General features: G+C 39.7%; 23 protein-coding genes and 1 tRNA gene. 22 read left to right on the top strand and 2 right to left on the bottom strand.

Annotated features, from left to right (window positions below):
* Positions 1-33 precede the first annotated feature (33 nt).
* The 7 genes from F1560_RS16705 to F1560_RS16675 all read left to right on the top strand — a co-directional run bounded on the left by F1560_RS16705 (position 34) and on the right by F1560_RS16675 (position 5,130).
* Positions 34-1,626 carry a putative polysaccharide biosynthesis protein gene (locus F1560_RS16705; RefSeq protein ID WP_149475790.1) on the top strand — a complete coding sequence of 531 codons (1,593 nt, stop codon included), beginning with the start codon at positions 34-36 and terminating at the stop codon, positions 1,624-1,626.
* A complete protein-coding gene (yabN, locus tag F1560_RS16700; RefSeq protein ID WP_149475789.1) occupies positions 1,619-3,067 on the top strand; it encodes a bifunctional methyltransferase/pyrophosphohydrolase YabN in 1,449 nt (482 codons plus the stop codon). The genes F1560_RS16705 and yabN overlap by 8 nt, the downstream gene beginning before the upstream one ends.
* 5 nt (positions 3,068-3,072) lie before the next feature.
* A complete protein-coding gene (locus F1560_RS16695; protein WP_149475788.1) occupies positions 3,073-3,330 on the top strand; it encodes an RNA-binding S4 domain-containing protein in 258 nt (85 codons plus the stop codon).
* Between the two features lie 54 nt (positions 3,331-3,384).
* Positions 3,385-3,687, top strand: a complete 303-nt coding sequence (gene yabP, locus F1560_RS16690; protein WP_149475787.1) for a sporulation protein YabP — start codon at positions 3,385-3,387, stop codon at positions 3,685-3,687.
* Complete coding sequence (gene yabQ, locus F1560_RS16685; RefSeq protein ID WP_149475786.1) at positions 3,684-4,292, top strand: spore cortex biosynthesis protein YabQ; 609 nt, start codon at positions 3,684-3,686, stop codon at positions 4,290-4,292. The genes yabP and yabQ overlap by 4 nt, the downstream gene beginning before the upstream one ends.
* Positions 4,293-4,296: 4 nt before the next feature.
* Positions 4,297-4,677 (top strand): FtsB family cell division protein, encoded by a 381-nt coding sequence (locus F1560_RS16680; RefSeq protein ID WP_149475785.1) that lies wholly within the window; start codon positions 4,297-4,299, stop codon positions 4,675-4,677.
* A gap of 69 nt (positions 4,678-4,746) precedes the next feature.
* Positions 4,747-5,130, top strand: a complete 384-nt coding sequence (locus F1560_RS16675) for a S1 domain-containing RNA-binding protein (protein WP_095314408.1) — start codon at positions 4,747-4,749, stop codon at positions 5,128-5,130.
* 221 nt (positions 5,131-5,351) lie between these two features.
* On the opposite strand, the gene F1560_RS16670 is transcribed toward F1560_RS16675, so the two are convergent.
* Together F1560_RS16670 and F1560_RS22210 are read right to left on the bottom strand one after the other, a co-directional pair.
* Positions 5,352-5,425 (bottom strand) — tRNA-Met (locus F1560_RS16670).
* Between the two features lie 23 nt (positions 5,426-5,448).
* Entirely contained in the window at positions 5,449-5,610 is a 162-nt protein-coding gene (locus F1560_RS22210; protein ID WP_187773758.1) for a hypothetical protein, read from the bottom strand.
* Positions 5,611-5,808: 198 nt separating this feature from the next.
* Here F1560_RS22210 and spoIIE point away from each other — a divergent pair, with 198 nt between their 5' ends.
* The 15 genes from spoIIE to lysS all read left to right on the top strand — a co-directional run bounded on the left by spoIIE (position 5,809) and on the right by lysS (position 22,063).
* A complete protein-coding gene (spoIIE, locus tag F1560_RS16665; RefSeq protein WP_149475784.1) occupies positions 5,809-8,265 on the top strand; it encodes a stage II sporulation protein E in 2,457 nt (818 codons plus the stop codon).
* A gap of 118 nt (positions 8,266-8,383) precedes the next feature.
* A complete protein-coding gene (locus tag F1560_RS16660; protein ID WP_149475783.1) occupies positions 8,384-9,124 on the top strand; it encodes a VWA domain-containing protein in 741 nt (246 codons plus the stop codon).
* On the top strand, positions 9,087-10,022 hold the full coding sequence (locus tag F1560_RS16655; protein WP_149475782.1) for a protein kinase domain-containing protein: 936 nt from the start codon (positions 9,087-9,089) through the stop codon (positions 10,020-10,022). Before F1560_RS16660 ends, F1560_RS16655 begins: the two co-directional genes overlap by 38 nt.
* A gap of 105 nt (positions 10,023-10,127) precedes the next feature.
* Positions 10,128-11,528, top strand: a complete 1,401-nt coding sequence (tilS, locus tag F1560_RS16650) for a tRNA lysidine(34) synthetase TilS (protein ID WP_149475781.1) — start codon at positions 10,128-10,130, stop codon at positions 11,526-11,528.
* Between the two features lie 27 nt (positions 11,529-11,555).
* The gene (gene hpt / locus F1560_RS16645; RefSeq protein WP_149475924.1) at positions 11,556-12,095 is read left to right on the top strand and encodes a hypoxanthine phosphoribosyltransferase; all 540 of its coding nucleotides are present in this window, start codon (positions 11,556-11,558) and stop codon (positions 12,093-12,095) included.
* Positions 12,096-12,237: 142 nt separating this feature from the next.
* Entirely contained in the window at positions 12,238-14,232 is a 1,995-nt protein-coding gene (gene ftsH / locus F1560_RS16640) for an ATP-dependent zinc metalloprotease FtsH (protein ID WP_149475780.1), read from the top strand.
* A gap of 181 nt (positions 14,233-14,413) precedes the next feature.
* On the top strand, positions 14,414-15,217 hold the full coding sequence (locus F1560_RS16635) for a type III pantothenate kinase (RefSeq protein ID WP_149475779.1): 804 nt from the start codon (positions 14,414-14,416) through the stop codon (positions 15,215-15,217).
* Positions 15,218-15,399: 182 nt separating this feature from the next.
* A complete protein-coding gene (hslO, locus tag F1560_RS16630) occupies positions 15,400-16,266 on the top strand; it encodes an Hsp33 family molecular chaperone HslO (RefSeq protein WP_149475778.1) in 867 nt (288 codons plus the stop codon).
* A gap of 20 nt (positions 16,267-16,286) precedes the next feature.
* Positions 16,287-17,189, top strand: coding sequence for a peptidylprolyl isomerase (locus tag F1560_RS16625; RefSeq protein ID WP_149475777.1), 903 nt, complete (start codon positions 16,287-16,289; stop codon positions 17,187-17,189).
* A gap of 129 nt (positions 17,190-17,318) precedes the next feature.
* Positions 17,319-18,248, top strand: a complete 930-nt coding sequence (gene cysK, locus F1560_RS16620) for a cysteine synthase A (RefSeq protein ID WP_149475776.1) — start codon at positions 17,319-17,321, stop codon at positions 18,246-18,248.
* A gap of 112 nt (positions 18,249-18,360) precedes the next feature.
* The gene (gene folP / locus F1560_RS16615; protein WP_149475775.1) at positions 18,361-19,191 is read left to right on the top strand and encodes a dihydropteroate synthase; all 831 of its coding nucleotides are present in this window, start codon (positions 18,361-18,363) and stop codon (positions 19,189-19,191) included.
* Positions 19,184-19,549, top strand: coding sequence for a dihydroneopterin aldolase (folB, locus tag F1560_RS16610; RefSeq protein ID WP_149475774.1), 366 nt, complete (start codon positions 19,184-19,186; stop codon positions 19,547-19,549). The genes folP and folB overlap by 8 nt, the downstream gene beginning before the upstream one ends.
* Positions 19,546-20,058, top strand: coding sequence for a 2-amino-4-hydroxy-6-hydroxymethyldihydropteridine diphosphokinase (gene folK, locus F1560_RS16605; protein WP_149475773.1), 513 nt, complete (start codon positions 19,546-19,548; stop codon positions 20,056-20,058). Before folB ends, folK begins: the two co-directional genes overlap by 4 nt.
* Positions 20,028-20,249: a helix-turn-helix domain-containing protein gene (locus F1560_RS16600; protein WP_149475772.1), complete on the top strand. Its 222-nt coding sequence runs from the start codon at positions 20,028-20,030 to the stop codon at positions 20,247-20,249. Before folK ends, F1560_RS16600 begins: the two co-directional genes overlap by 31 nt.
* 332 nt (positions 20,250-20,581) lie before the next feature.
* Positions 20,582-22,063 (top strand): lysine--tRNA ligase, encoded by a 1,482-nt coding sequence (lysS, locus tag F1560_RS16595; protein ID WP_149475771.1) that lies wholly within the window; start codon positions 20,582-20,584, stop codon positions 22,061-22,063.
* Positions 22,064-22,549: the final 486 nt, after the last annotated feature.

The following is a 22,549-nucleotide window of genomic DNA, read 5'->3' as shown; positions in this document are numbered from 1 at the left end:
GCAAAATTTAGGTTAAATTGAAGGACGATTACAATGGACGGAAATGAATCAAATCGAATTGTGAAGGGTGCCTTGTTATTAGTTTTGGCAGGGATTATCAGTAAAATATTAAGTGCAGGCTATCGAATTCCGTTACAGAATTTGACAGGAGATATCGGTTTTTATATTTACCAGCAGGTCTATCCGATTCTTGGGATTGCTCTCATGCTTTCCTTATACGGTTTCCCATCGGCTATATCCAAAATGACAGTGGAGCTAAGGGGCGCTGGCAGAAATCTATCGCTTAGCAGCTTTTATGTCCCTGTTTTTTTATTATTAACTGTGTTAAATGGGGCGGTTTTTCTGTTCCTTTTCTTAAATGCAGAGCCTATTGCACGGTGGGTTGGTGACGAACAATTAACAAACACCTATCAGCTAGCTGCATTCGTCTTTTTGCTCGTTCCTTTCTCCGCTTTATTAAGGGGTGTTTATCAGGGGATTTACGAAATGAAGCCAACCGCTTATTCGCAAATCGTGGAGCAGTTTGTTCGTGTGTGTATGATTATTTTAGCTGCGGTATATGTTGCTTTTGGAAACGAGCCATTATATGAAGTCGGTCGTGCCGCTGCAATAGCCTCGTTTTGCGGAGCTGGTGCAGCTATTTTTATCCTTGCCTTTTTCTTTCTCAAAAGTCGGCCAATTTCAAACGAACACTATGAAATTCCGTGGAGTTACTATATACGGACATTACTAATTTTAGGGATTGTTGCAGCGTTAAATCATATGATTCTACTCGTTATTCAATTTGCAGATGCATTTACACTCATTCCTGGTTTGGGGGAGTATGGACTATCACAAATCGAAGCAATGGAAGCGAAAGGTGTATTTGATCGTGGACAGCCTCTAATCCAGTTAGGAACTGTGCTAGGGTCCTCGTTTGCTTTAGCATTACTACCTTCGATTTCCAAGCAGAAGCTGCAAAACGACCCGACAACATTCTATCGCTATATCCGTGGCACAATGCTAATCAGTTTCTATGTAGCTGCTGGTGCGGCTATTGGTTTAATTACAATTTTCCCAGAGGTGAATCAGTTATTATTTCAGGATGAAAAGGGAACGCTTGAATTGCAAATCCTTGTGCTTGCTATTTTTCTTTGCCCAGTGGCAATTACGGCTGCATCGATCCTTCAAGGGCTAGGTTATATTAAACGAACTGCAGGCTTTATTTTAATCGCCTTTTTTGTAAAATGGATTGGAAATCAGCTGATTGTACCATTATGGGGAATAGGAGGCAGTGCAATTGCTACAGTGGTAAGTTTGCTTATTTTCTTTATCCTGGTTATGTATGAATTAAAACGGAAATTACCTAAGCTGCAATTTATTGAGCGCATCCGCTTTCGGGCGCTTATTCAAGGCAGTGTAATGATGGTTGGTTACCTCATTCTTATGAATTGGTTATTTTCAGATGTAGCCACTGTTTCTCGTCTCACATTATTGATTTATGTTGTGTTTATTGCAATTACTGGAGGGATTATATTTATCGTAAATCTGCTCCGTTGTCGAGCTTTTACAGAAGAGGAATTGCGTATGCTGCCGAAATCAGAACTATTCGTTCGCATTTATAAAGGGAGGAATTATCATGAGTAAAATCGAGATTATTGGTCTTGGTGCTGGAGATGTCAATCAGTTGCCCTTTGGCATCTATAAAAAGCTGATACAAGCGGAAACGGTTATCTATACCCGGACGTTGGATCATCCAGTTATTGAATCACTACAGGGTGAAGGTGTTCAATTTGAAGCATTTGACCATATGTATGAAGAGGAAGAGCAGTTTGGAGCTGTTTATGAGCGGATTACGAGTGCTTTGATGGAACAAGCAAAAGCAGCAGAAACGCTTATTTATACCGTTCCTGGACATCCGATGCTTGCAGAAAAAACAGTCCAGCTTTTATTAGAACAGACAGAAGTTGAGGTCAAGGTTATTGGTGGTCAGAGTTATTTGGATGATTTGTTTACTACACTAAATATAGATCCGATAGAAGGCTTCCAATTTGTCGATGGAACCTCTTTTAACCGGAGCCAATTGGATTATCGACATCATATTATCTTTTGCCAAGTATATGATCGCTTTGTCGCCTCGGAAGTAAAGCTTTCACTGCTAGAGGATTTACCACCAGATTATGAAGTTGTGATTGTTGAAGCTGCAGGCAGCACCCAGGAAAAAATAACCAGAGTTCCTTTAGAAGAGCTGGATCACACGATGGAGATTAGCAATTTAACGAGTGTTTATATCCCTCCGGCTTCTGAAAACTTATTACATCACTCATTCAATCGCTTACGAGAAGTAATGGCTACGTTACGAGCTCCAGGTGGTTGTCCGTGGGATAGGAAGCAAACTCATGAATCGCTACGGGAATATAGCATCGAAGAGGTTTATGAACTCATTGATGCGATTGATTCGGAGGATGATGCCAACATTATCGAGGAATTGGGAGATATCCTCATGCATGTAGTTCTCCATAGCCAAATTGGTGAGGATGATGGGTACTTCACGATAGATGATGTGATTCGTTCGATTACAGATAAGATGATTTTCCGTCATCCACATGTATTCTCGGATACGAAGGTAGATTCTGTTGATGACGTAAATCGAAACTGGGAAGAATTGAAGAAAGCGGAAAAGGGAGAAGAAAGAATATCCGTGTTAGACGGTATTCCGAAACACCTCCCATCACTTGCGAAGGCTTTTAACCTGCAAAAGAAGGCTGCAAAGGTTGGTTTTGAATGGGAAGACGTATCTGGTGTTTGGGAAAAGCTTGATGAGGAATTAAAAGAAGTCCAAGAAGCAATAAAAAACGACACACAATCGGAGATGGAAGATGAATTTGGTGATGTTTTGTTTGTGCTAGCAAACCTGGCAAGGTATTATAAAATTAACCCAGAAGTAGCTTTAAACCGGGCGAACAATAAATTCCGATCACGCTTTACGTATATTGAAGAACAGCTTAAGGAAAAGGGTATAGATATAAAGCAAGCAAGTCTTGAAGAAATGGATGCTTATTGGGATGAAGCCAAAGAAAGAGAGTGATAATCATGCGATTGGATAAGTTTTTGAAAATATCACGAATTATTAAGCGAAGAACGCTAGCAAAAGAAGTAGCCGATCAAGGTCGAATCACCGTAAACGGTAACCAGGCAAAAGCTTCAACAGTCCTTTCCAAAGGAGACGAGCTTGTTATTCGTTTTGGTCAGAAACTTGTAACTGTGAAGGTGAATGACTTAAGGGAAACTGTTAAAAAGGATGAGGCGGAAACGCTTTATACGATTGTGAAAGAAGAAAAGGTTGAATAAAGTTCTATACTTGTCCCTCCTATCATAAATTAATAGTGATAAGGAGGGCTTTCTATGAACTATTATGAGAATAAAGAAACGATTAACCGTGTACAAACCGAGCATACGGTAAAGCTGAATAACCGAAGGGACTTAGAGATAACGGGTGTAAAAGAAGTGGATAGCTTTGATAATGAGGAATTTCTGCTAGAGACAACAATGGGCTATTTAATTATTCGTGGGCAAAATTTGCAGTTGAAGAACTTAGACGTGACTGAAGGAGTTGTAACGATAAAAGGCAAAATCTATGAGCTTTCCTATGTGGATGAACAGCAGCAGGAGAAAGCTAAAGGATTCTTTAGCAAGCTGTTCCGATGAGCTTGAGCATCCAGTTTCTTACGATGATCACGATGGTTTTAAGTGGGTTTTATTTGGGAATCGTACAAGAAACCTTTCGTCGGTTGACATATTATTGGAAGCGGAGGGTTTTTTTAACCTATTTTCTAGAAATTAGCTTTTGGCTAACACAAACAGCAATTATATTGTATGTATTATTCCGTGTGAACGCCGGGGAAATTAGGGTCTATGTCATTTTAGCCTGCCTTCTCGGATTTTCTATTTATCAAGTTTTGGCGAAGGCTGCGTATAAGAGGCTGCTAGAGTGGATAATCCGTATTGTGTCGGCAGTTTACCGCTTCTTCCGTAATTTAGTTCACACACTGATTATTTCCCCGATTTCCTGGATTATTCGGACGCTATTCCGTCTAGTTTTATGGATTTTAATGTTAATCGGAACGATTCTTCTCTTTATTCTGAAAGTGGTGATAACTCCATTTCGGTGGGTAGGAATGGGTATTTACCACTTAATTCCCGACGGTTTTAAAAAAAATTTACACAAATTAGCAGGATTTTATAGTACAATGAAGAATATATGTTATAAAGGATATAAAAAGTTGGAGAAGCTATTGTTTAAAAGGGGGTAGTGACTTGTCAACAAAGAAAAAAACTGTAACAAGATTAGATTCGAATTACATGCAGCAGTACGACGCATACATAGAACGACAGAAGCGAAAAAAGCAGCGATTAATTCGTCGTCTTGTGTTATTTTCTATCGTAGCAGCGATTGTTATTGGGGGCTTGTCTTCATACCATATTAAACAGCGTGTACTTCAAGCAGAGAAATTGGAACAGTACGAACAGCTACAGGACGAGCTAGAAGCTCTAAAAGTAGAGGAAGCTAATTTAACAGAAGAAATTGAACTGCTGAACGACGAGGAATATGTGTTGGACATTGCTCGTACGAATTACTTCTTCTCGAAAAAAGGGGAGTTAATTTTTAAAATCCCGAATGAAGACCCCTCTTATTGACACTTTTTCAGTTGATGAATATACTATATGAGAACTACATTTAATCTTTTAAGGAGGAGCATTTTTTTTATGTCAATCGAAGTAGGCAGCAAGCTGCAAGGGAAAGTAACCGGAATAACTAATTTTGGAGCATTTGTAGAGCTAGAAGCAGGAAAAACTGGATTGGTCCATATTAGTGAGGTTGCTGACAACTATGTGAAAGACATTAACGAGCACTTAACTGTTGGCGATGAAGTTAAGGTTAAGGTCATTAATGTTGAGAAAGATGGTAAAATTGGTTTATCTATTAAGAAAGCAAAGGATCGACCAGTACGCCAAAAAAATCCAAGAGAACGTACAGAGAATTTTGAAGCAAAAATGAATCGTTTTCTTAAAGATTCAGAGGATCGTTTAGCCTCTTTAAAGAAGCACACGGAATCCAAACGCGGGGGTCGAGGTGCTAGAAGAGGATAGCAGTTGCTGTCTATAGACAATGCTCTAATATAAATTCAAACAGGTGCTGATCATATGATTGGGCCTGTTTTTTTATTGCATAGAAAACTATAAAATTTGAATGCTGTGGATAACTTGGTTACCAAACAACCATGTTCAGCTCCCAACGACTAGCGATACTTCCCTCAAATACGAAAAAAACCCAATCGGCATGTATCATGCCGATTGGGTTTTATCTTTGATAGCGGCGGAGGGGATCGAACCCACGACCTCACGGGTATGAACCGTACGCTCTCGCCAGCTGAGCTACGCCGCCAAAATAAGCCAACAAAAAGTATATTACAACAGGATTCCATTTGTGTCAATAGGATTTGTAAAATACTTTAATGAAAAGTGACTTTTCGTATCTATTTCAGAGAAAATCTGGATTTGTTCTTCATTTTCTTTCACAACCTCAGCCAATTCGGCAAAAAAATCGCTGGATATTCTATCTCCTGCCAATTAACTTTTCCTGTAAGGATCCATGATGCAGATGGAAAATGAACCTCAATATGTAAAAGTGGAGACTTATTCCTCTACTTGGCAAATGCCAAGTTTACTAAAAAGCAGTCGAACGATTTTTTGAACATGCTCTGCCTTTTTGACAAAAAAAGAAGGAATAATGTGGTTTACTATTCTGAAAGATAGGAGTGGTAATCGATGATGGAATCAATTCCAAGGGTGGAATCACGAGGATTCGGGGTAGAGAAAGACGGACAAAAGGGTAAATGGCGCAAAGGTCTCTATTTGAAGATGAAAAGCATCCTTCTTGAACGAGGTTGGCTTTTCTATATCGGAGGATTTTTACTTGGACGGGCTGTTATTTTATCTGCTGTATCACCATTTGCAATCGCGTTTGTTGCTTCCATGTGGTTTGTCCATAGGGAAAAGAGCTTTAAATCGATGCTTGCTGTCCTTGTGGGTGCACTTACCTACTCAATGACACATGCGCTTTTTATTGGAGTTGCTATGCTTGTATTTATTTTCCTTGCGGCATTAGGAAAGCAGATGAAAAATCAACAAGTTATCTTACCACTAGCGGTATTCGCCTCAACAGCACTTTCGAAAATGTTTTTGTACTCTGTACGTGACACAATTACATCTTACGAATGGCTGTTACTCGTAGTCGAAGGTGTCTTAGGAGCTGTTCTTGTATTGATATTTATGCAAAGCATTCCGCTTTTATCACCAAAAAGATACAAACCTGTACTTAAAAATGAAGAAATCGTCTGTATGATTATTTTAATTGCCTCTGTCCTAACAGGAATGATCGGCTGGCAAATTTATGGAGCATCTGCAGAACAGATTTTTTCCAGATACTTCGTTTTAATATTTGCATATATTGGTGGCGCTGCTATTGGGTCAACCGTTGGTGTTGTTGCTGGATTAATTTTATCGCTCGCGAATGTGGCCAACCTTTATCAAATGAGTCTGCTCGCTTTTTCAGGCTTGCTTGGTGGCTTATTGAAGGAAGGTAAAAAAGTTGGGACAAGCATCGGCCTGCTTGTAGGTACCGGTTTGATTAGTATCTACGGTGATGCAGTGACATTAATCCCGTCTCTTCTTGAATCATCCATTGCAATTCTGTTGTTTTTCTTAACACCAGCATCTTGGTTTAGTAGAATCTCCAGGTATATACCTGGGACAGAAGAATACACCCATGAACAAGAACAGTATCTACAGAAGGTTCGAAATGTGACAGCAAGAAGGGTAGGGCAGTTCTCTGAGGTTTTCCATGCACTTTCAAAAAGCTTCTCGGTATCGCAAGCAGCATCGACTGATGAACAGGAGGCAAAACGTGAGACGGATTATTTTCTTAGTCAGGTGACGGAAAAAACATGTCAAAGCTGTTTTATGAAAGACAGGTGTTGGCAGAAGGAATTTGATCAAACATATTCGTATATGGAGGAGATGAAGGAGGATATTACAAACGGACAAGAACCAAATCGCAAGGTGATGCGAGAATTTGAAAACCATTGTGTGAAATCAAGAAAAGTAGTGGAAGCCATGAAAGAAGAGATGACCTTTTATGAAGCAAATCGCAGGCTTAGGCAGCAAGTGATGGAGAGTAAACGGCTTGTTGCAGATCAACTACAAGGTGTATCTGAGGTAATGGATGATTTCGCAAAAGAGATTTTAAAAGAGCGCCAGCATCATGAATTACAAGAAAGTCAAATTATCCATGCACTGAAGCATATGGGAATCGACCTCGAAAAGGTGGATATTTATCAATTAGAAAAGGGTAATGTGGATATAGAAATAACTGCAACTTTCTATGAATACCGTGGAGAGGGTGCTAAATTAATTGCTCCTGTATTATCGGATATTTTAAATGAGATGATTATTGTAAAAGATGAAGAAATTTCACCTTTTCCGAATGGATATAGCCATTTGGCATTCGGATCAGCAAAGGAGTATACAATCCAAACAGGAGCAGCGAGTGCAGCAAAGGGTGGGGGACTCGTTTCAGGAGATAGTTTTACAACGATTGAGCTTGGTGCGGGTAAGTTTGCGATGGCGATTAGTGATGGTATGGGAAATGGAAATCGAGCAAGAGAGGAGAGTATGGAAACATTACGTTTATTGCAGCAAATCCTACAGACAGGAATACCAGAGAAGGTTGCAATTAAATCGATTAATTCAATTCTATCCTTACGTACAACGGATGAAATGTTTGCAACACTTGATTTAGCAGTGATGGACTTGCATAATGCTTCAGTTAAATTTTTGAAAATTGGTTCAACTCCTAGCTTTATTAAACGTGGTAGTAATATGATAAAGATAGAAGCTAGCAATTTGCCGATGGGGATTATCCAGGAGTTCGATGTCGATATTGTAAGTGAACAAATGAATTCAGAGGATCTGCTTATTATGATGAGTGACGGTATTTTCGAAGGTCCAAGGCATGTGGAGAACGTTGATCTGTGGCTTAAACGGAAAATTAGAGAGATGGCGACCGATGACCCGCAAGAGGTAGCAGATCTTCTCCTGGAGGAAGTTATTCGGACTAGGTCAGGAGAAATTGAAGATGATATGACCGTCCTAGTTTCTAAAATTGCAAAGAATAAACCGGAGTGGGCGGCCGTTCCAGTCTATCGCAATAAAGTACTGTCATAACCTGACGAAATGTATCCCTTTTGGCATGTGAAACGATTCTGGTCTACTCTACCTTTCTATGTATATTCTCTTTCCATTCTGGTGATGATGGTAGTGGAATAAATAGGAGGTTAGGGCTTTGAAAAATGGATCGTTAAAACAAATTTTACTACTGACAGATGGGTGTTCAAATAAGGGAGAAGACCCTTCTGCAACTGCAGCGCTCGCTTATCAGCAAGGGATAACGGTAAATGTTATTGGGATATTGGAAGATGATCAGACGGAAAGCCCGGACGGCTTGCAAGAAGTAGAGGATATAGCTCTGTCAGGTGGTGGGGTTAGTCAGATTGTTTATAGTGAATCTTTATCCCAGACTGTTCAAATGGTTACGAAACAGGCAATGAATCAAACATTACAAGGATTTGTAAATAAGGAATTAAGGCAAATTCTCGGTTCCGATCAAGGAATAGAAGATATGGACCCCGAGAAGCGTGGTGAAATCATGGAGGTTGTGGAGGACTTAGGAGAGACGAGCGATTTAGAGGTACTTGTTCTCGTTGATACGAGTGCGAGTATGCATAATAAGCTTCCAACAGTGAAGGAAGCGCTTATTGATCTATCGATTAGCTTAAATTCTAGGATTGGTAGAAACAAGTTCTGTATTTATAGCTTTCCAGGAAAGCGGAAGGATATTCAAAAGGTGTTTGACTGGTCACCGAAGCTTGATACAATTTCAACCGTATTTCCCAAACTAACCAGTGGGGGGATTACACCGACAGGACCTGCGATTCGTGAAGCGATGTATCAATTCGGTAAAAAAAGTTTATTAAGGAGCTTCAGACATGAAGATGAATCGGGTATGGAAGAAACAGGGTATTGATTTAAGGCCTGGTGCCCAAATTAAAGGAAAGTGGCACCATAACAACTATACGATTCAAAGGAAGCTTGGAGCGGGAGCAATTGGAACGGTTTATCTATGCGACTATGGCGGCCGACCTGCTGCACTGAAAATCAGTGATAAAGGTACATCAATGACGGTGGAAGTAAATGTGTTAAAATCGTTGGAAAAGGTCCAAGGAAGTCGTCTTGGACCTTCTTTGCTTGATGTCGATGATTGGGTTTCGCCTACAGGAGATATGTATTCCTTTTATGTTATGGAGTACTTACAGGGTGAGACGATGGTTGGATTTATCCGAAAGCACGGAAAGGATTGGATTGGCGTTTTTATGCTGCAGCTTTTGGAAGATTTGGAGAAGTTGCATCAAACAGGATGGATCTTTGGTGATTTAAAGACGGAAAATTTGTTGGTCGTCTCTTCACCACCAACAGTAAGATGGGTAGATGTTGGAGGAACAACAAAGCTAGGGAGGGCTATTAAGGAATATACGGAGTTTTATGACCGTGGCTATTGGGGACTAGGCTCAAGGAGAGCGGAACCGAGCTATGACCTGTTTGCTTTTGTCATGGTTTTTTTAACGATATATTATCCAAATCGGTTTGAGAAAGAGCATGAAGCGGCTGAGAAATTGTTATATAAGAAGATTGACCGTGTTAACGATTTAACACCATATCGAAGCGTATTAAAAAAAGCTTTGACAAGTGGCTATGCCTCCAGTGCAGAAATGAAGCAGGATCTAATTCACGTTTTAAATGCTGCTAAAAAGCGCGAAACCTATCATAAGCAAAAACCGAAACACTCGTGGAAGCTATTATTCATGGAGTCAGGCGGAATTGGTATTCTTGCATTAATGTATTATCTTTTTTCTCTACTTTTTTGATAACTAAACGTATAATAGGGTATAGATAATGAAGCAGATGTTTAATCATCAGTTCTCTTTGAACAATGGAGCTTCATGAATGATATGTGTTGGGGATGGCAATTTATGAGACAGGAAGTTCTTGCATTTATAAGAAAGCATCAATTACTTAAAGAAGGCGCAACCATTATTGTTGGCGTTTCTGGAGGACCAGATTCGATGGCGTTGCTGCATTTTTTATCATCGATCCAAGAAGAGTGGAAGTTAACGGTGATTGCTGCATCTGTTGATCATCAACTGAGGGGGGAGGAGTCGTTAAGCGATTTACACTATGTGGAACATATTTGTAAGGCATGGGGAATAGAGTTTGTAGGCGCTTCTTTGGATGTACCAGCATATAAAGTAAAGCATAAGCTAGGCACAGAGGTAGCTGCTCGCGAGGTCCGTTATCGCTTTTTTGCAGAACAAATGGATTGCTATAGGGCAGATTATTTAGCACTTGGTCATCACGGGGACGACCAAATAGAAACGATGCTGATGAAGCTTACGCGAACTGCATCTTCTAGCGCACTTACAGGTATTCCAGTTCAACGTGCATTTTCTACGGGAATGATTATTCGCCCTTTTCTTTGTGTAACCAAGGATATGATTGAAACTTATTGCAAGAAAAATCAAATTGAGGTGCGATTGGATCCAACAAATGACCAAACAGTGTATACCCGGAATTATTATCGAAATAAAATCGTTCCATTAATTAAAGAACGAAATGACAATCTACATCGTATGACGCAGCACTTAAGTGAAACACTTGCTGAGGATGAAAAATACCTACGTGAAGCCGCCGGGGAAATGGTTGACGAGCTCATTACTTTTCATGCAGAAAACAAGACAGCGTTCTTCGATGTGAATTTGTTTAAAAACCGCTCCCAAGCTTTACAAAGGCGTGCATTTCATCTAATATTAAACTATCTATACAATGACTTACCAAAGGACCTATCCTATACACATGAGGAACAGTTTTTTGCCTTGTTGCAACGTGATGAAGGGAATACCCAAATTGATTTTCCAAATACTTTAAAGTTGGAAAACTCCTATGGAAAAATGATGTTTTATTTCTCCAATCACAGTAAGGCCCCAAACAGCCTACCTTATTCTTTTCTATTGGATATTCCGGGTAAACTTGTGTTACCAGATGGTTCTACAATTACAGCAAACTTCGTTGAAAAACACACCGTACAAGATCAATTTTCCCATACCTTTTTTACGGAGCAGGTTGTGTTACCTTTACATATCAGAACTAGAATGCCGGGTGACAGAATGAGTTGGGATGGACTTAATGGAAGCAAGAAACTAAAGGATATATTTATTGATGCTAAAATACCTATTCGTGAAAGAGACAGTTGGCCGATCGTAACCGATGCTAACGGAACGGTTCTATGGCTTATTGGTTTAAAGAAAAGTCAACTAGGTTCACAGCAGGAAAATGGCTCAATTATTCAACTAAACTTTGAAAAAGGGAATTTCTAGGAGGATTTTTACATGCTTCATGATAACATGCATGGTGAGATTGACCATATTTTAATTACAGAAGAAGAAATCAAAGCGAAGTGCCAAGAAATTGGAAAACAGCTATCAGAAGAATACGATGGCAAATTTCCACTTGCAATTGGCGTACTAAAAGGTGCAATGCCCTTTCTGTCGGATGTAATCCGTCACACTGACATCCATTTGGAGATGGATTTCATGGATGTATCAAGCTATGGTGATGGTACTCGTTCCACAGGAGAAGTAAAAATTGTGAAGGATTTGAACACAAAGGTTGAAGGACGAGATCTAATTATTGTAGAGGACATCATTGACAGTGGTCTGACCCTCAGCTATTTAGTGGACTTATTTAAGTATCGGAAGGCAAGGTCCATCAAGATTGTGACGTTATTGGATAAGCCATCTGGTAGATCAGCAGCCATTAAAGCAGATTTAATCGGTTTCGAGGTTCCAGATGAATTTGTTGTCGGTTATGGATTGGATTATGCAGAAAGATATCGCAACTTGCCGTACATCGGTGTTCTGAAACCAGAAATTTACAGTGAGTAATGAATGTATTTTAGCTCATTGGTGGTACGCTATATTAAAATGAAAAAATAAATCCCGATTTTAAAGTTATTTCAGTTGTATTTAAACTTTTTCATATGATACGATGAACTATAGTTTTTCCCCGTTTGGGAGGAGGTTGACAATGAGTCAGATATTTCGTAATGTCCTGTTTTGGATGCTGATTTTCTTCGTCATTATTGGCGTAATCGGCGTATTCAACGGACAAGGTGAAGATAGTGAAGAATATAATGTACAGCAATTTGTAGATGCTTTAAATAATGGTGAGATTGAAGAGTTAACATTCCAGCCGTCACATGGAATTATTCGTTTTACTGGAACATTGACGGATGGTGACACTACATTTATCGCCCAAGTTCCTGATAATACGGAAATTATTTCTTCGATAACAGATGCTGCAACACAACAGAGCATATTAAAAGTTGCCGAAGAGGAGCAGCCAAGTCCATGGTTAACCTTCTTGACTGGAATCGTTCCGTTCTTATTAATTGGACTCTTCTTCTTATTTATCCTTAGTCAAGCGCAAGGCGGAGGCGGCGGTGGCCGTGTCATGAACTTTGGTAAGAGTAAAGCGAAGATGTACACAGAAGATAAGAAAAAAGTTCGTTTTAAAGATGTTGCAGGTGCTGATGAAGAGAAACAGGAATTGGTCGAGGTTGTTGAATTCCTGAAAGATCCACGTAAATTCTCAGCAGTTGGGGCACGTATTCCAAAAGGGGTTCTGCTTGTAGGACCTCCTGGTACAGGTAAAACGCTACTTGCTCGTGCTGTTGCTGGTGAAGCTGGTACACCATTTTTCTCCATCAGTGGTTCGGATTTCGTTGAGATGTTCGTCGGTGTAGGTGCTTCCCGAGTGCGTGATTTATTTGAAAATGCAAAGAAAAATGCGCCGTGTATTATCTTTATTGATGAGATTGATGCAGTAGGTCGTCAACGTGGAGCTGGTCTTGGTGGTGGTCACGATGAGCGTGAGCAAACATTAAACCAATTACTTGTTGAGATGGATGGATTTGGTGCGAATGAAGGAATCATTATCATTGCTGCAACAAACCGTGCAGACATTTTAGACCCTGCATTATTACGTCCGGGTCGTTTCGATAGACAGATTATGGTAGACCGTCCAGATGTTAAAGGACGTGAAGCGGTATTGCATGTACATGCGAGAAATAAACCGTTAGACGATACGGTTGATTTAAAGACAATCGCAATGCGAACACCAGGATTCTCTGGAGCTGATTTGGAAAACCTGCTAAATGAAGCAGCGCTTATTGCCGCAAGGGATGACCGTAAATCAGTCAATCAATTAGATATTGACGAAGCAATTGATCGTGTTATTGCAGGTCCTGCAAAGAAAAGCAGAGTTATATCCAAAAAGGAAAGAGATATTGTTGCCTATCATGAAAGTGGGCACACAATTATTGGTATGGTGTTAGATGATGCAGATGTGGTACATAAAGTAACCATTGTACCTCGTGGGCAAGCTGGTGGATACGCCGTTATGCTGCCAAGAGAAGATCGTTACTTTATGACAAAACCAGAGCTGTTTGATAAAATTACTGGACTATTAGGTGGACGTGTTGCCGAGGAGATTATCTTCGGTGAAGTAAGTACAGGTGCATCAAATGACTTCCAGCGTGCAACAAATATTGCACATAAGATGATAACGGAATATGGTATGAGTGAAAAAATCGGACCAATTCAATTCAGCAGTGGTGGAGGCGGTAATGTATTCCTTGGCCGCGATATCCAAAATGAACAAACGTATAGTGATGCGATTGCTCATGATATCGATAAAGAAATGCAAAACTTCATCAATTACTGTTATGAACGTGCGAAGAAGATTCTTACCGAGAATCGAGATAAATTGGAGCTTGTAGCACAAACATTGCTTGAAGTAGAAACATTGGACGCGAAACAAATCAAATCCTTGTTTGAAGATGGCAAGCTACCTGAACCAGGTCCAGAGGATGTTAAAGTAAACATTCAGTCAAAAGACGACGAAGAGAACTTATCTTATGAAGAAGCAAAGGAAAAAGCGGAAACAGAAGATAAGAGTTATATTAATGATCCGATAATGGGCGAAAAGAAATCGGATGAAGATGAAACAGATAAAAAATAATTTAACCATAAAAGCAGCCAACCTAACGAATGGCTGCTTTTATTATGCTAGGAATCAAATAGCCACCTACAACCGTGTGGGGTAAGTCCGCACGTCGCTAACTGGGTGCTTGCGCTTTTGTTCTGAATTCTGAAGTATGTTATATTTAAAAAATAGAAATGATAGGAAGGTTTGGTGACACATGCTATTTGTTCTTGACGTTGGAAATACAAATACAGTTCTTGGTGTATTTGAAAAAGATCAGTTGAAACATGAATGGCGAATAAAAACAGATCGCTATAAGACAGCAGACGAATTTGGGATGTTAATAAAATCATTATTTGACTATAAAGGCGTTGCTTTCTCAGATATAAATGGTGTCATCATATCTTCAGTAGTGCCACAAATTATGTTTTCGTTAGAGGAAATGTGTCGAGCGTATTTCCACGTGGATCCAGTTGTTATTGGGAAAGAAGAAACTCAAACGTATTTGAAGATGAATTATCCTAATCCAAAAGAACTTGGTGCAGACCGTATTGTCAATGCGGTAGGAGCTATCCAAGAATATGGTGCACCATTAATTATCATTGATTTTGGGACTGCAACTACTTATTGCTATATTAATGAGCAAGAGGAATATAGTGGTGGAATCATCACACCAGGAATTAAAATTTCGATGGAAGCATTGTACAGTAAAGCCTCTAAGCTACCTAAAATCGAAATCCAATCACCAGATCAAGTTGTCGGAACATCTACTGTAGAAGCGATGACATCTGGTGTTTTCTACGGTTATATTGGAGAGGTCGATGGTCTCGTTAACCGAATAAAGCAAGAGAAAAATGTAGAACCAAAGGTTATTGCTACAGGCGGGCTAGCCAAGTTGATTGCAAACGGAGCAACAACGATTGACAAAGTGGATTCACATTTAACATTAAAAGGCTTGTATCTGATCTATCAGAAATTAAATGATAAAAAGGACCGAGAAGTTCGAGGCGGCGTAGTTTGAGTAGTGGAACGTATGGTTTTAATACGTGAGTAACGGGCTTGCACAGGACGTGCTGACTTCTACGTTGCCCACAGGACGTGGGCGTTCTTAGTAGAAGTTCCGCTATCGCCAACGAAGAAATTCGATGTGTCATTTTTACCGGACTTATTGAACATCCCTAATGAAAAGGAGAATACAATTTCATGAAAGACTATCTAGTAAAAGCTATTGCATTTGATGGCAAGGTTCGCGCATTTGCGATTCGAACAACAGAAACAGTTGAAGAAGCAAGAAGAAGGCAGGATACGTGGGCAACTGCTTCAGCGGCACTTGGTCGAACGATTACGATTACAGCAATGATGGGTGCGATGTTAAAAGGAGAAGACTCGAATACGATTAAAGTGCAAGGCAATGGACCGATTGGTGCAATTATCGCTGACGCCAATGCGAAAGGACATGTGCGTGGATACGTAAGTAATCCACATGTGGACTTTGAGTTAAACGACAAAGGGAAGCTGGATGTTGCTCGAGCGGTTGGCACTGTAGGCAGCTTAAGTGTTATTAAGGATTTAGGATTGAAGGATTACTTTACAGGTGAAGTTCCGATTGTGTCTGGTGAAATCAGTGAAGATTTCACGTATTATTTTGCTACCTCTGAACAAGTTCCTTCTGCTGTTGGTGCTGGTGTATTGGTTAACCCAGACCACAGTATTTTATCTGCGGGTGGGTTTATCGTGCAAGTGATGCCTGGAGCAGATGAGACTGTCATTACAAGACTGGAAGAACAAATTCAATCCCTTCCACCAATCTCGAAATTAATTGAGGAAGGCAATACCCCAGAACAAATATTACAGCGCTTATTTGACAATGAAGTAAAAATCCTTGAATCTATGCCAATTGAATTCCGTTGTAAATGTTCGAAGGAACGATTAGCGAATGCAATCATTGGATTGGGAAGTGAAGAGATACAAAACATGATTGATGAAGATCATGGTGCTGAAGCAAGCTGTCACTTCTGTAATGAAACGTATCATTTTACAGAAGCAGAATTGGAAGAATTGAAACAGTAAGAAGGGAAGTAAAATTTGTCATGTCTAAAAAGCTGTTATTAGGTATTGTTGTTGTACTACTAATTACAAATCTCGCTTCCTTGCTAGTTTTAAACAACAAGGACTCGGTTGTTCTAAACGACAATGATGACCGATCCATATCAAGTAACGAGGCAGTTGCATCCATTGGCAGTGAAGAAATTAGCTACCAGCAATGGATAGAAGCGTTACGATCAGATTACGGTGAAACGCAATTAAAGCAAATGGTTGATCGTGCTGTTGTGAATCAATTGGCTGAAGCAGAAGGAATTGGAATAGAGGAGAAGCTAATTGATCGTGATGTTGCATTTTTGATAACGATGCAAGGTGTTATGACGGAGGAGCAGGCTGCTAAAGAAGAAGAACGTTTGCGTGATGAGGTCATTTATCGTTATCAGCTACAGCAACTCCTTGCTGCAGATGCATCTATACCAGAAGAAGAAGTTAAAAGCTTTTACGACAGCTATGGGAATCAATATAATTTTACTGCGTCACTACAGCTTTCTCATATTCTCGTAGAAGACACGGAAACGGCAGAAAAGGTTTATGATGAGCTAGAGCAGGGAGCGTCATTTGATCTACTTGCCGAGGAGTATTCTCTAGACGATGAAACGAAGGATGTTGGTGGCTATCTTGGTTATATCTATACTTCCAGTCAGTTTCTCCCGAGTATTTATGAGGATGTAGCTTCTGAAATGGACGAACATTCCTATAGTGAGCCGTTTACGGCGGATAATGGTGTAGCTATTCTATATTTGCACCGACAGCTACCATCCATTGAACTTACGTATGATGAACTCAAACCTTATATGGAGAGTGAATTAGCTCTGCAGGAAATGGACCAATCTTTAACTGCAGCTCCTTTATGGGAGCAACTGGATGTAGAATGGATTTATAGCGAGTAGCACATTGGCAGATAGGAAAAAAGTTCTTATCTGCCTTCTTTTTAAATAGATATTAGTTGACTTTTCTTAGAAATAGACATACATTTATATTAATTCATATAAAATCACTTGGAATTAGGAGGGGTTGTCATGAAAGTAGCTGAGAACATTATAGGTTTAATTGGTGGAACACCGATTGTGAAATTGAATAAATTAACGGATGCTGATAGTGCAGATGTCTATGTAAAACTAGAATTTATGAATCCTGGGAGCTCTGTAAAGGATCGTATCGCAATTGCAATGGTAGAAGCGGCTGAAAAAGAAGGATTGCTTCAAGAGGGCGCTACTATTATTGAGCCTACAAGTGGTAATACGGGTATTGGGCTTGCAATGGTTGCGGCAGCAAAAGGATATCGAGCAGTTTTAGTAATGCCAGATACAATGAGTCAGGAACGACGAAACTTACTGCGTGCTTATGGTGCTGAACTAGTATTAACTCCAGGAGCAGACGGGATGAAGGGTGCTATTGCAAAAGCGGAGGAATTAAAAAAAGAGCATGGTTATTTTATGCCCCAGCAATTCAGTAATCCTGCAAACCCAGAAATCCACGAGCTGACAACAGGTAAAGAAATTGTAGAACAAATGAAGGATGGTCTTGACGGCTTTGTATCCGGAATTGGTACGGGTGGAACCATTACTGGAGCAGGGAAAATATTAAAGAAACATTTTGATGGCATTAAACTATATGCAGTTGAACCATCAGCTTCACCTGTCTTATCAGGCGGATCCCCTGCACCTCATAAAATCCAAGGAATTGGTGCGGGTTTTGTGCCAGAGGTTTTGGACACGGATATTTATGAGCAAGTATTAACAATTGAAAATGAAGAAGCATACGAAGCTGCTCGTAAAGTAGCAACAACAAATGGTATTCTAGGTGGCGTGTCTTCAGGTGCAGCGGTTGCTGCTGCGTTGAAGGTTGCGAAAGAACTAGGGAAAGGGAAAAGAGTTCTTGCAATCTTGCCGGATAATGGGGAAAGATATTTGTCCACACCTTTATATCGATTTGAAGATAGTGAATAACAAATACGGGATAAAAGGATTAGCATCATCGGTGCTAGTCCTTTTTTTCTTGGTGAAAAATTGATACGATATAACGTATAAAGAAAATTATGAAGGCGGGTCACGGATAAAGATGATTTTACAAACTGTAAAACGGACATTTGATTTATCAAAGCGAACACATATTATGGGGATTTTAAATGTCACACCAGATTCATTTTCGGATGGTGGAAAGTATACAACAGTCGAGAGAGCTGTTGAACAAGCCGTTCTCATGGAACGGCAAGGAGCAGATATCATAGATGTCGGTGGGGAATCGACTCGTCCAGGTCATATACCTGTATCAGCTGAAGAGGAAATTGAACGTGTGGTACCAGTTATCAAGGCATTGAAGGAGAATGTTACAGCTGCCATTTCTATTGATACGTTTAAAGCGGAAGTAGCAAGAAAAGCCGTTGAAGCTGGAGCAGATATTATCAATGATATTTGGGGAGCGAAGCACGAACCAGAGATTGCAAAAGTTGCGGCTGAATATGGCGTTCCAATTATATTAATGCATAATCGTACGAATGAGGATTACCATTCGATTATGGATGATATGAAAAAAGATCTTGAAGAAAGTATTCAAATAGCACTCGATGCAGGAGTTCTAAAAGAAAAAATCATTTTAGACCCAGGGATCGGCTTTGCAAAATCAACGAAGGATAATTTTGTTGTGATGAATAACCTTGAGCAGTTAACAAAAATGGGGTACCCTCTGTTACTAGCAACATCACGGAAACGATTCATTGGCAGTGTACTGGATGTTCCTGCAGAAGAACGCGATAATGGAACAGTTGCGACAACCTGTCTCGGTATTACGAAAGGGGTGCAAGTGGTTCGTGTCCATAATGTAAAACGAAATTGGGAGGCTGCGAAAATGATGGATGCGATGCTTGCTGAAGGAGGTTCTTTCCTTGGATAAAATTATTCTCAACCAAATGCAATTTTACGGTTATCATGGCCTTTTGCCGGAAGAAAACAAGCTTGGACAACGATTTAACGTTGACTTGGAATTGTTTCTAGACTTAAAAAAGCCAGGTCAGTCTGATGACATGTATGATTCCATTCATTATGGTCATGTTTATGAACTTGTTCAGGAGTTTGTCGAAGGAGAAGTGAAAAATTTGATTGAAGCCGTTGCGGAAGGAATTGCAGAAAGGTTATTAGTAAGCTTTGACCTTTTGCAGGCTTGTAAAGTAACAGTAACCAAGCCAGATCCTCCAATTCCAGGGCATTATACATCCGTTGCAGTAGAAATCTATCGGGAGAGATCCGTATGAATCAAGCATATTTAGCATTAGGAACAAACATTGAGCCGAGAGAAGCATATCTGACAGAAGCCCTGGAATTACTGAGCAAAATGGGAAAGGTTACTGTTTCCCGACAATCATCTATTTACGAGACAGCACCTGTGGGCTATTTAGAACAAGCGGATTTTTTAAATATGGTCATTGAAATCAAGACATCTTTATCCTCTCTAGAGCTTCTAGAATATTGTCAGTCGGTGGAACAGCAGCTCGGACGTAGGCGTGGTATCCGTTTTGGTCCACGAACAATAGACCTTGACATTTTGACATATAATCAAGAAAATAGTACAGTAGAACGATTGATAATCCCGCACCCTAGAATGCACGAGCGTGCGTTTGTGCTCATTCCTTTGCAGGAGATTGCACCACAGCTGATCCTGCCTGTTTGGAACAAGCTTATTGCGGAAATGATTCATGATCTTCCTGAAATAGATATAAAGGATGTAAGAAAATGGACGCAAAAAGGGTCGGTAGAAGAATAAAAGCTTTTCGCAAGCTTAAAGGGTATACACAAATTGATTTTGCGAAGGAACTGGATGTTTCAATTGCGCAAATAGGTAATATAGAAAGAGGTACAAAGCTTGCATCGGATGAATTTTTAGAGCTGATTGCAAAGAAGTTGTCTGTATCAAAGCGTGAGATTATAATGGAATCATTTGATAATGAGAAATAACGTAGAAGGACATAAGATATTTCAAGAGGCATTACCGTGTTCAAATAAAGGTTGAAAAAGTTGCCATTATGGAAATGTGTAAACATACTTCATGGTACGTAAAAGATTTAGAAGGAAACGTCCGGCGGAGACTCACACGGGGATTAATGGTAGGTCAACTTGAGGCAGAGAATAAAGTATCATAATCTGTTTGAATTGTTGTTTGAAATCTGTCGGGCTGCTGCCGGCAGTTTTTTCTGCATGACCCCCCTGTGGCTAAGTTTAGAGACTGTACGTGAAAGAAGTTGGATTTTTAGATATACTAACTAATATAAATGAGTGGAGTGATCACAATGTCTGAAGAAATGAATGAACAGATGCGCGTACGACGCGACAAATTAAACGATTACCGAGAGCAAGGCCTGGATCCATTTGGAGAGAAGTTTCCAAGAACCCATTTAGCAACAGAGCTCATCGAAAAATATGACCGCTATTCCAAAGAGGAGTTAGAGGATATTACGGATACAGTGACTATTGCTGGACGTCTGATGACGAAGCGCGGAAAAGGAAAAGCTGGTTTTGCACATATGCAGGATTTAAGCGGCCAAATTCAGTTGTATGTACGTAAGGATGCAATTGGTGAGGAAGCCTATGAAGTTTTTAAAACAACAGATTTAGGAGATATTGTTGGTGTCACTGGCGTAATGTTCAAAACGAACGTAGGAGAATTGTCTGTCAAAGCTACAGAATTCCACTTACTAACCAAATCATTACGACCGTTACCGGAAAAATATCATGGCTTAAAAGATATCGAGCAACGCTACCGTCAGCGCTATTTGGATCTCATTACAAACATGGAAAGCAGAGAAACGTTTGTTCTTCGGAGCAAAATTATTCAATCGATGCGTGAATATTTGAATGGACAAGGCTTCCTAGAAGTAGAAACTCCAATGATGCACAGCATTCCTGGTGGAGCGTCAGCACGTCCGTTTATTACGCACCACAATGCTTTAGATATTGAGTTATATATGCGTATTGCAATCGAGCTACACTTAAAACGCCTAATTGTTGGTGGTTTGGAAAAGGTGTATGAAATTGGACGCGTATTCCGTAATGAAGGAGTCTCAACAAGACATAACCCTGAATTTACCATGATTGAGCTCTATGAAGCGTACGCTGATTATAATGACATTATGGAATTAACAGAGAACCTAGTAGCGCATATTGCAAAAGATGTTCTTGGTTCAACGAAAGTAAACTATGGCGACGATGTAGTTGACTTAGAGCCAAAATGGACAAGATTGCATATGGTAGATGCGGTTAAAGAAGCAACCGGCGTTGACTTCTGGAAACAGATGACCGATGAGGAAGCACGTGAGTTAGCTAAAACACATGGTGTGGAAATTAGAGACACGATGACATTTGGTCATGTTGTCAATGAGTTCTTTGAACAAAAAGTAGAAGAAACATTAATCCAACCAACGTTTATTTATGGACACCCGGTGGAGATTTCTCCATTAGCGAAGAAGAATACAGAAGATGCACGTTTTACCGACCGTTTTGAATTATTTATTGTCGGTCGAGAACATGCAAATGCATTTAGTGAGTTAAATGACCCAATCGATCAACGAGAACGCTTTGAAGCGCAAGTAAAAGAAAGAGCTGAAGGAAATGACGAAGCACATTTAATGGATGAAGACTTCTTAGAAGCTCTAGAATATGGAATGCCGCCAACAGGAGGACTAGGGATCGGAATCGATCGTCTTGTTATGCTGTTGACAAATTCCCCGTCTATACGAGATGTACTGTTGTTCCCGCAAATGCGTAATAAATAAGTAATATGGAAAAAGACCTTCCTGTTTCAATTGAAACAGGAAGGTCTTTTTATATGTCAGCAATATGGTTTTATAACTTCTTGCTTGGGGTAATATAAATACAATAGTAGGTTGAAAAATCGAGTATGAAATGAGTTGAATAGAGAAGCTTGAATTAATTAAATAATAGAACTTTAATATTACTATTGATTTCATTTTTGAAACGTGGTAAATTAATTAACGTTGCGCTGGAGAACAGAGCAATCAAGAAGTTGAAACATTAACTTCAAAAAAGTTTTGAAAAAAGTATTGACATTAAAATTTCAACATGTTATATTAGTAAAGTCGCCGCTAAACGATGCGACAAACAAATTTGCTCTTTGAAAACTGAACAAAACAACCAGTATGTCAAGAAAAAAGAAACTAAGTTTTCTTTTTAAAACAAGTAGAAGTCAGCTTCTACAACAGCTAAGTATTACAAACACTTTTATGGAGAGTTTGATCTTG

The organism is Oceanobacillus polygoni, from assembly GCF_008304605.1.
GTDB classification, from domain to species: Bacteria; Bacillota; Bacilli; order Bacillales; family Amphibacillaceae; genus Oceanobacillus; species Oceanobacillus polygoni.
Note: the sequence above shows the minus strand (reverse complement) of the source record. Positions and strands in the feature narration are given on the sequence as shown.

Excerpts from the sequence above, each read along its gene's own strand:
- F1560_RS16705 (WP_149475790.1), top strand. The coding sequence starts at position 34 with ATGGACGGAAATGAATCAAATCGAATTGTGAAGGGTGCCTTGTTATTA.
- yabN (WP_149475789.1), top strand. The coding sequence starts at position 1,619 with ATGAGTAAAATCGAGATTATTGGTCTTGGTGCTGGAGATGTCAATCAG.
- F1560_RS16695 (WP_149475788.1), top strand. The coding sequence starts at position 3,073 with ATGCGATTGGATAAGTTTTTGAAAATATCACGAATTATTAAGCGAAGA.
- yabP (WP_149475787.1), top strand. The coding sequence starts at position 3,385 with ATGAACTATTATGAGAATAAAGAAACGATTAACCGTGTACAAACCGAG.
- yabQ (WP_149475786.1), top strand. The coding sequence starts at position 3,684 with ATGAGCTTGAGCATCCAGTTTCTTACGATGATCACGATGGTTTTAAGT.
- F1560_RS16675 (WP_095314408.1), top strand. The coding sequence starts at position 4,747 with ATGTCAATCGAAGTAGGCAGCAAGCTGCAAGGGAAAGTAACCGGAATA.
- spoIIE (WP_149475784.1), top strand. The coding sequence starts at position 5,809 with ATGATGGAATCAATTCCAAGGGTGGAATCACGAGGATTCGGGGTAGAG.
- F1560_RS16655 (WP_149475782.1), top strand. The coding sequence starts at position 9,087 with ATGAAGATGAATCGGGTATGGAAGAAACAGGGTATTGATTTAAGGCCT.
- tilS (WP_149475781.1), top strand. The coding sequence starts at position 10,128 with ATGAGACAGGAAGTTCTTGCATTTATAAGAAAGCATCAATTACTTAAA.
- hpt (WP_149475924.1), top strand. The coding sequence starts at position 11,556 with ATGCATGGTGAGATTGACCATATTTTAATTACAGAAGAAGAAATCAAA.
- ftsH (WP_149475780.1), top strand. The coding sequence starts at position 12,238 with ATGAGTCAGATATTTCGTAATGTCCTGTTTTGGATGCTGATTTTCTTC.
- F1560_RS16635 (WP_149475779.1), top strand. The coding sequence starts at position 14,414 with ATGCTATTTGTTCTTGACGTTGGAAATACAAATACAGTTCTTGGTGTA.
- hslO (WP_149475778.1), top strand. The coding sequence starts at position 15,400 with ATGAAAGACTATCTAGTAAAAGCTATTGCATTTGATGGCAAGGTTCGC.
- F1560_RS16625 (WP_149475777.1), top strand. The coding sequence starts at position 16,287 with ATGTCTAAAAAGCTGTTATTAGGTATTGTTGTTGTACTACTAATTACA.
- cysK (WP_149475776.1), top strand. The coding sequence starts at position 17,319 with ATGAAAGTAGCTGAGAACATTATAGGTTTAATTGGTGGAACACCGATT.
- folP (WP_149475775.1), top strand. The coding sequence starts at position 18,361 with ATGATTTTACAAACTGTAAAACGGACATTTGATTTATCAAAGCGAACA.
- folK (WP_149475773.1), top strand. The coding sequence starts at position 19,546 with ATGAATCAAGCATATTTAGCATTAGGAACAAACATTGAGCCGAGAGAA.
- F1560_RS16600 (WP_149475772.1), top strand. The coding sequence starts at position 20,028 with ATGGACGCAAAAAGGGTCGGTAGAAGAATAAAAGCTTTTCGCAAGCTT.
- lysS (WP_149475771.1), top strand. The coding sequence starts at position 20,582 with ATGTCTGAAGAAATGAATGAACAGATGCGCGTACGACGCGACAAATTA.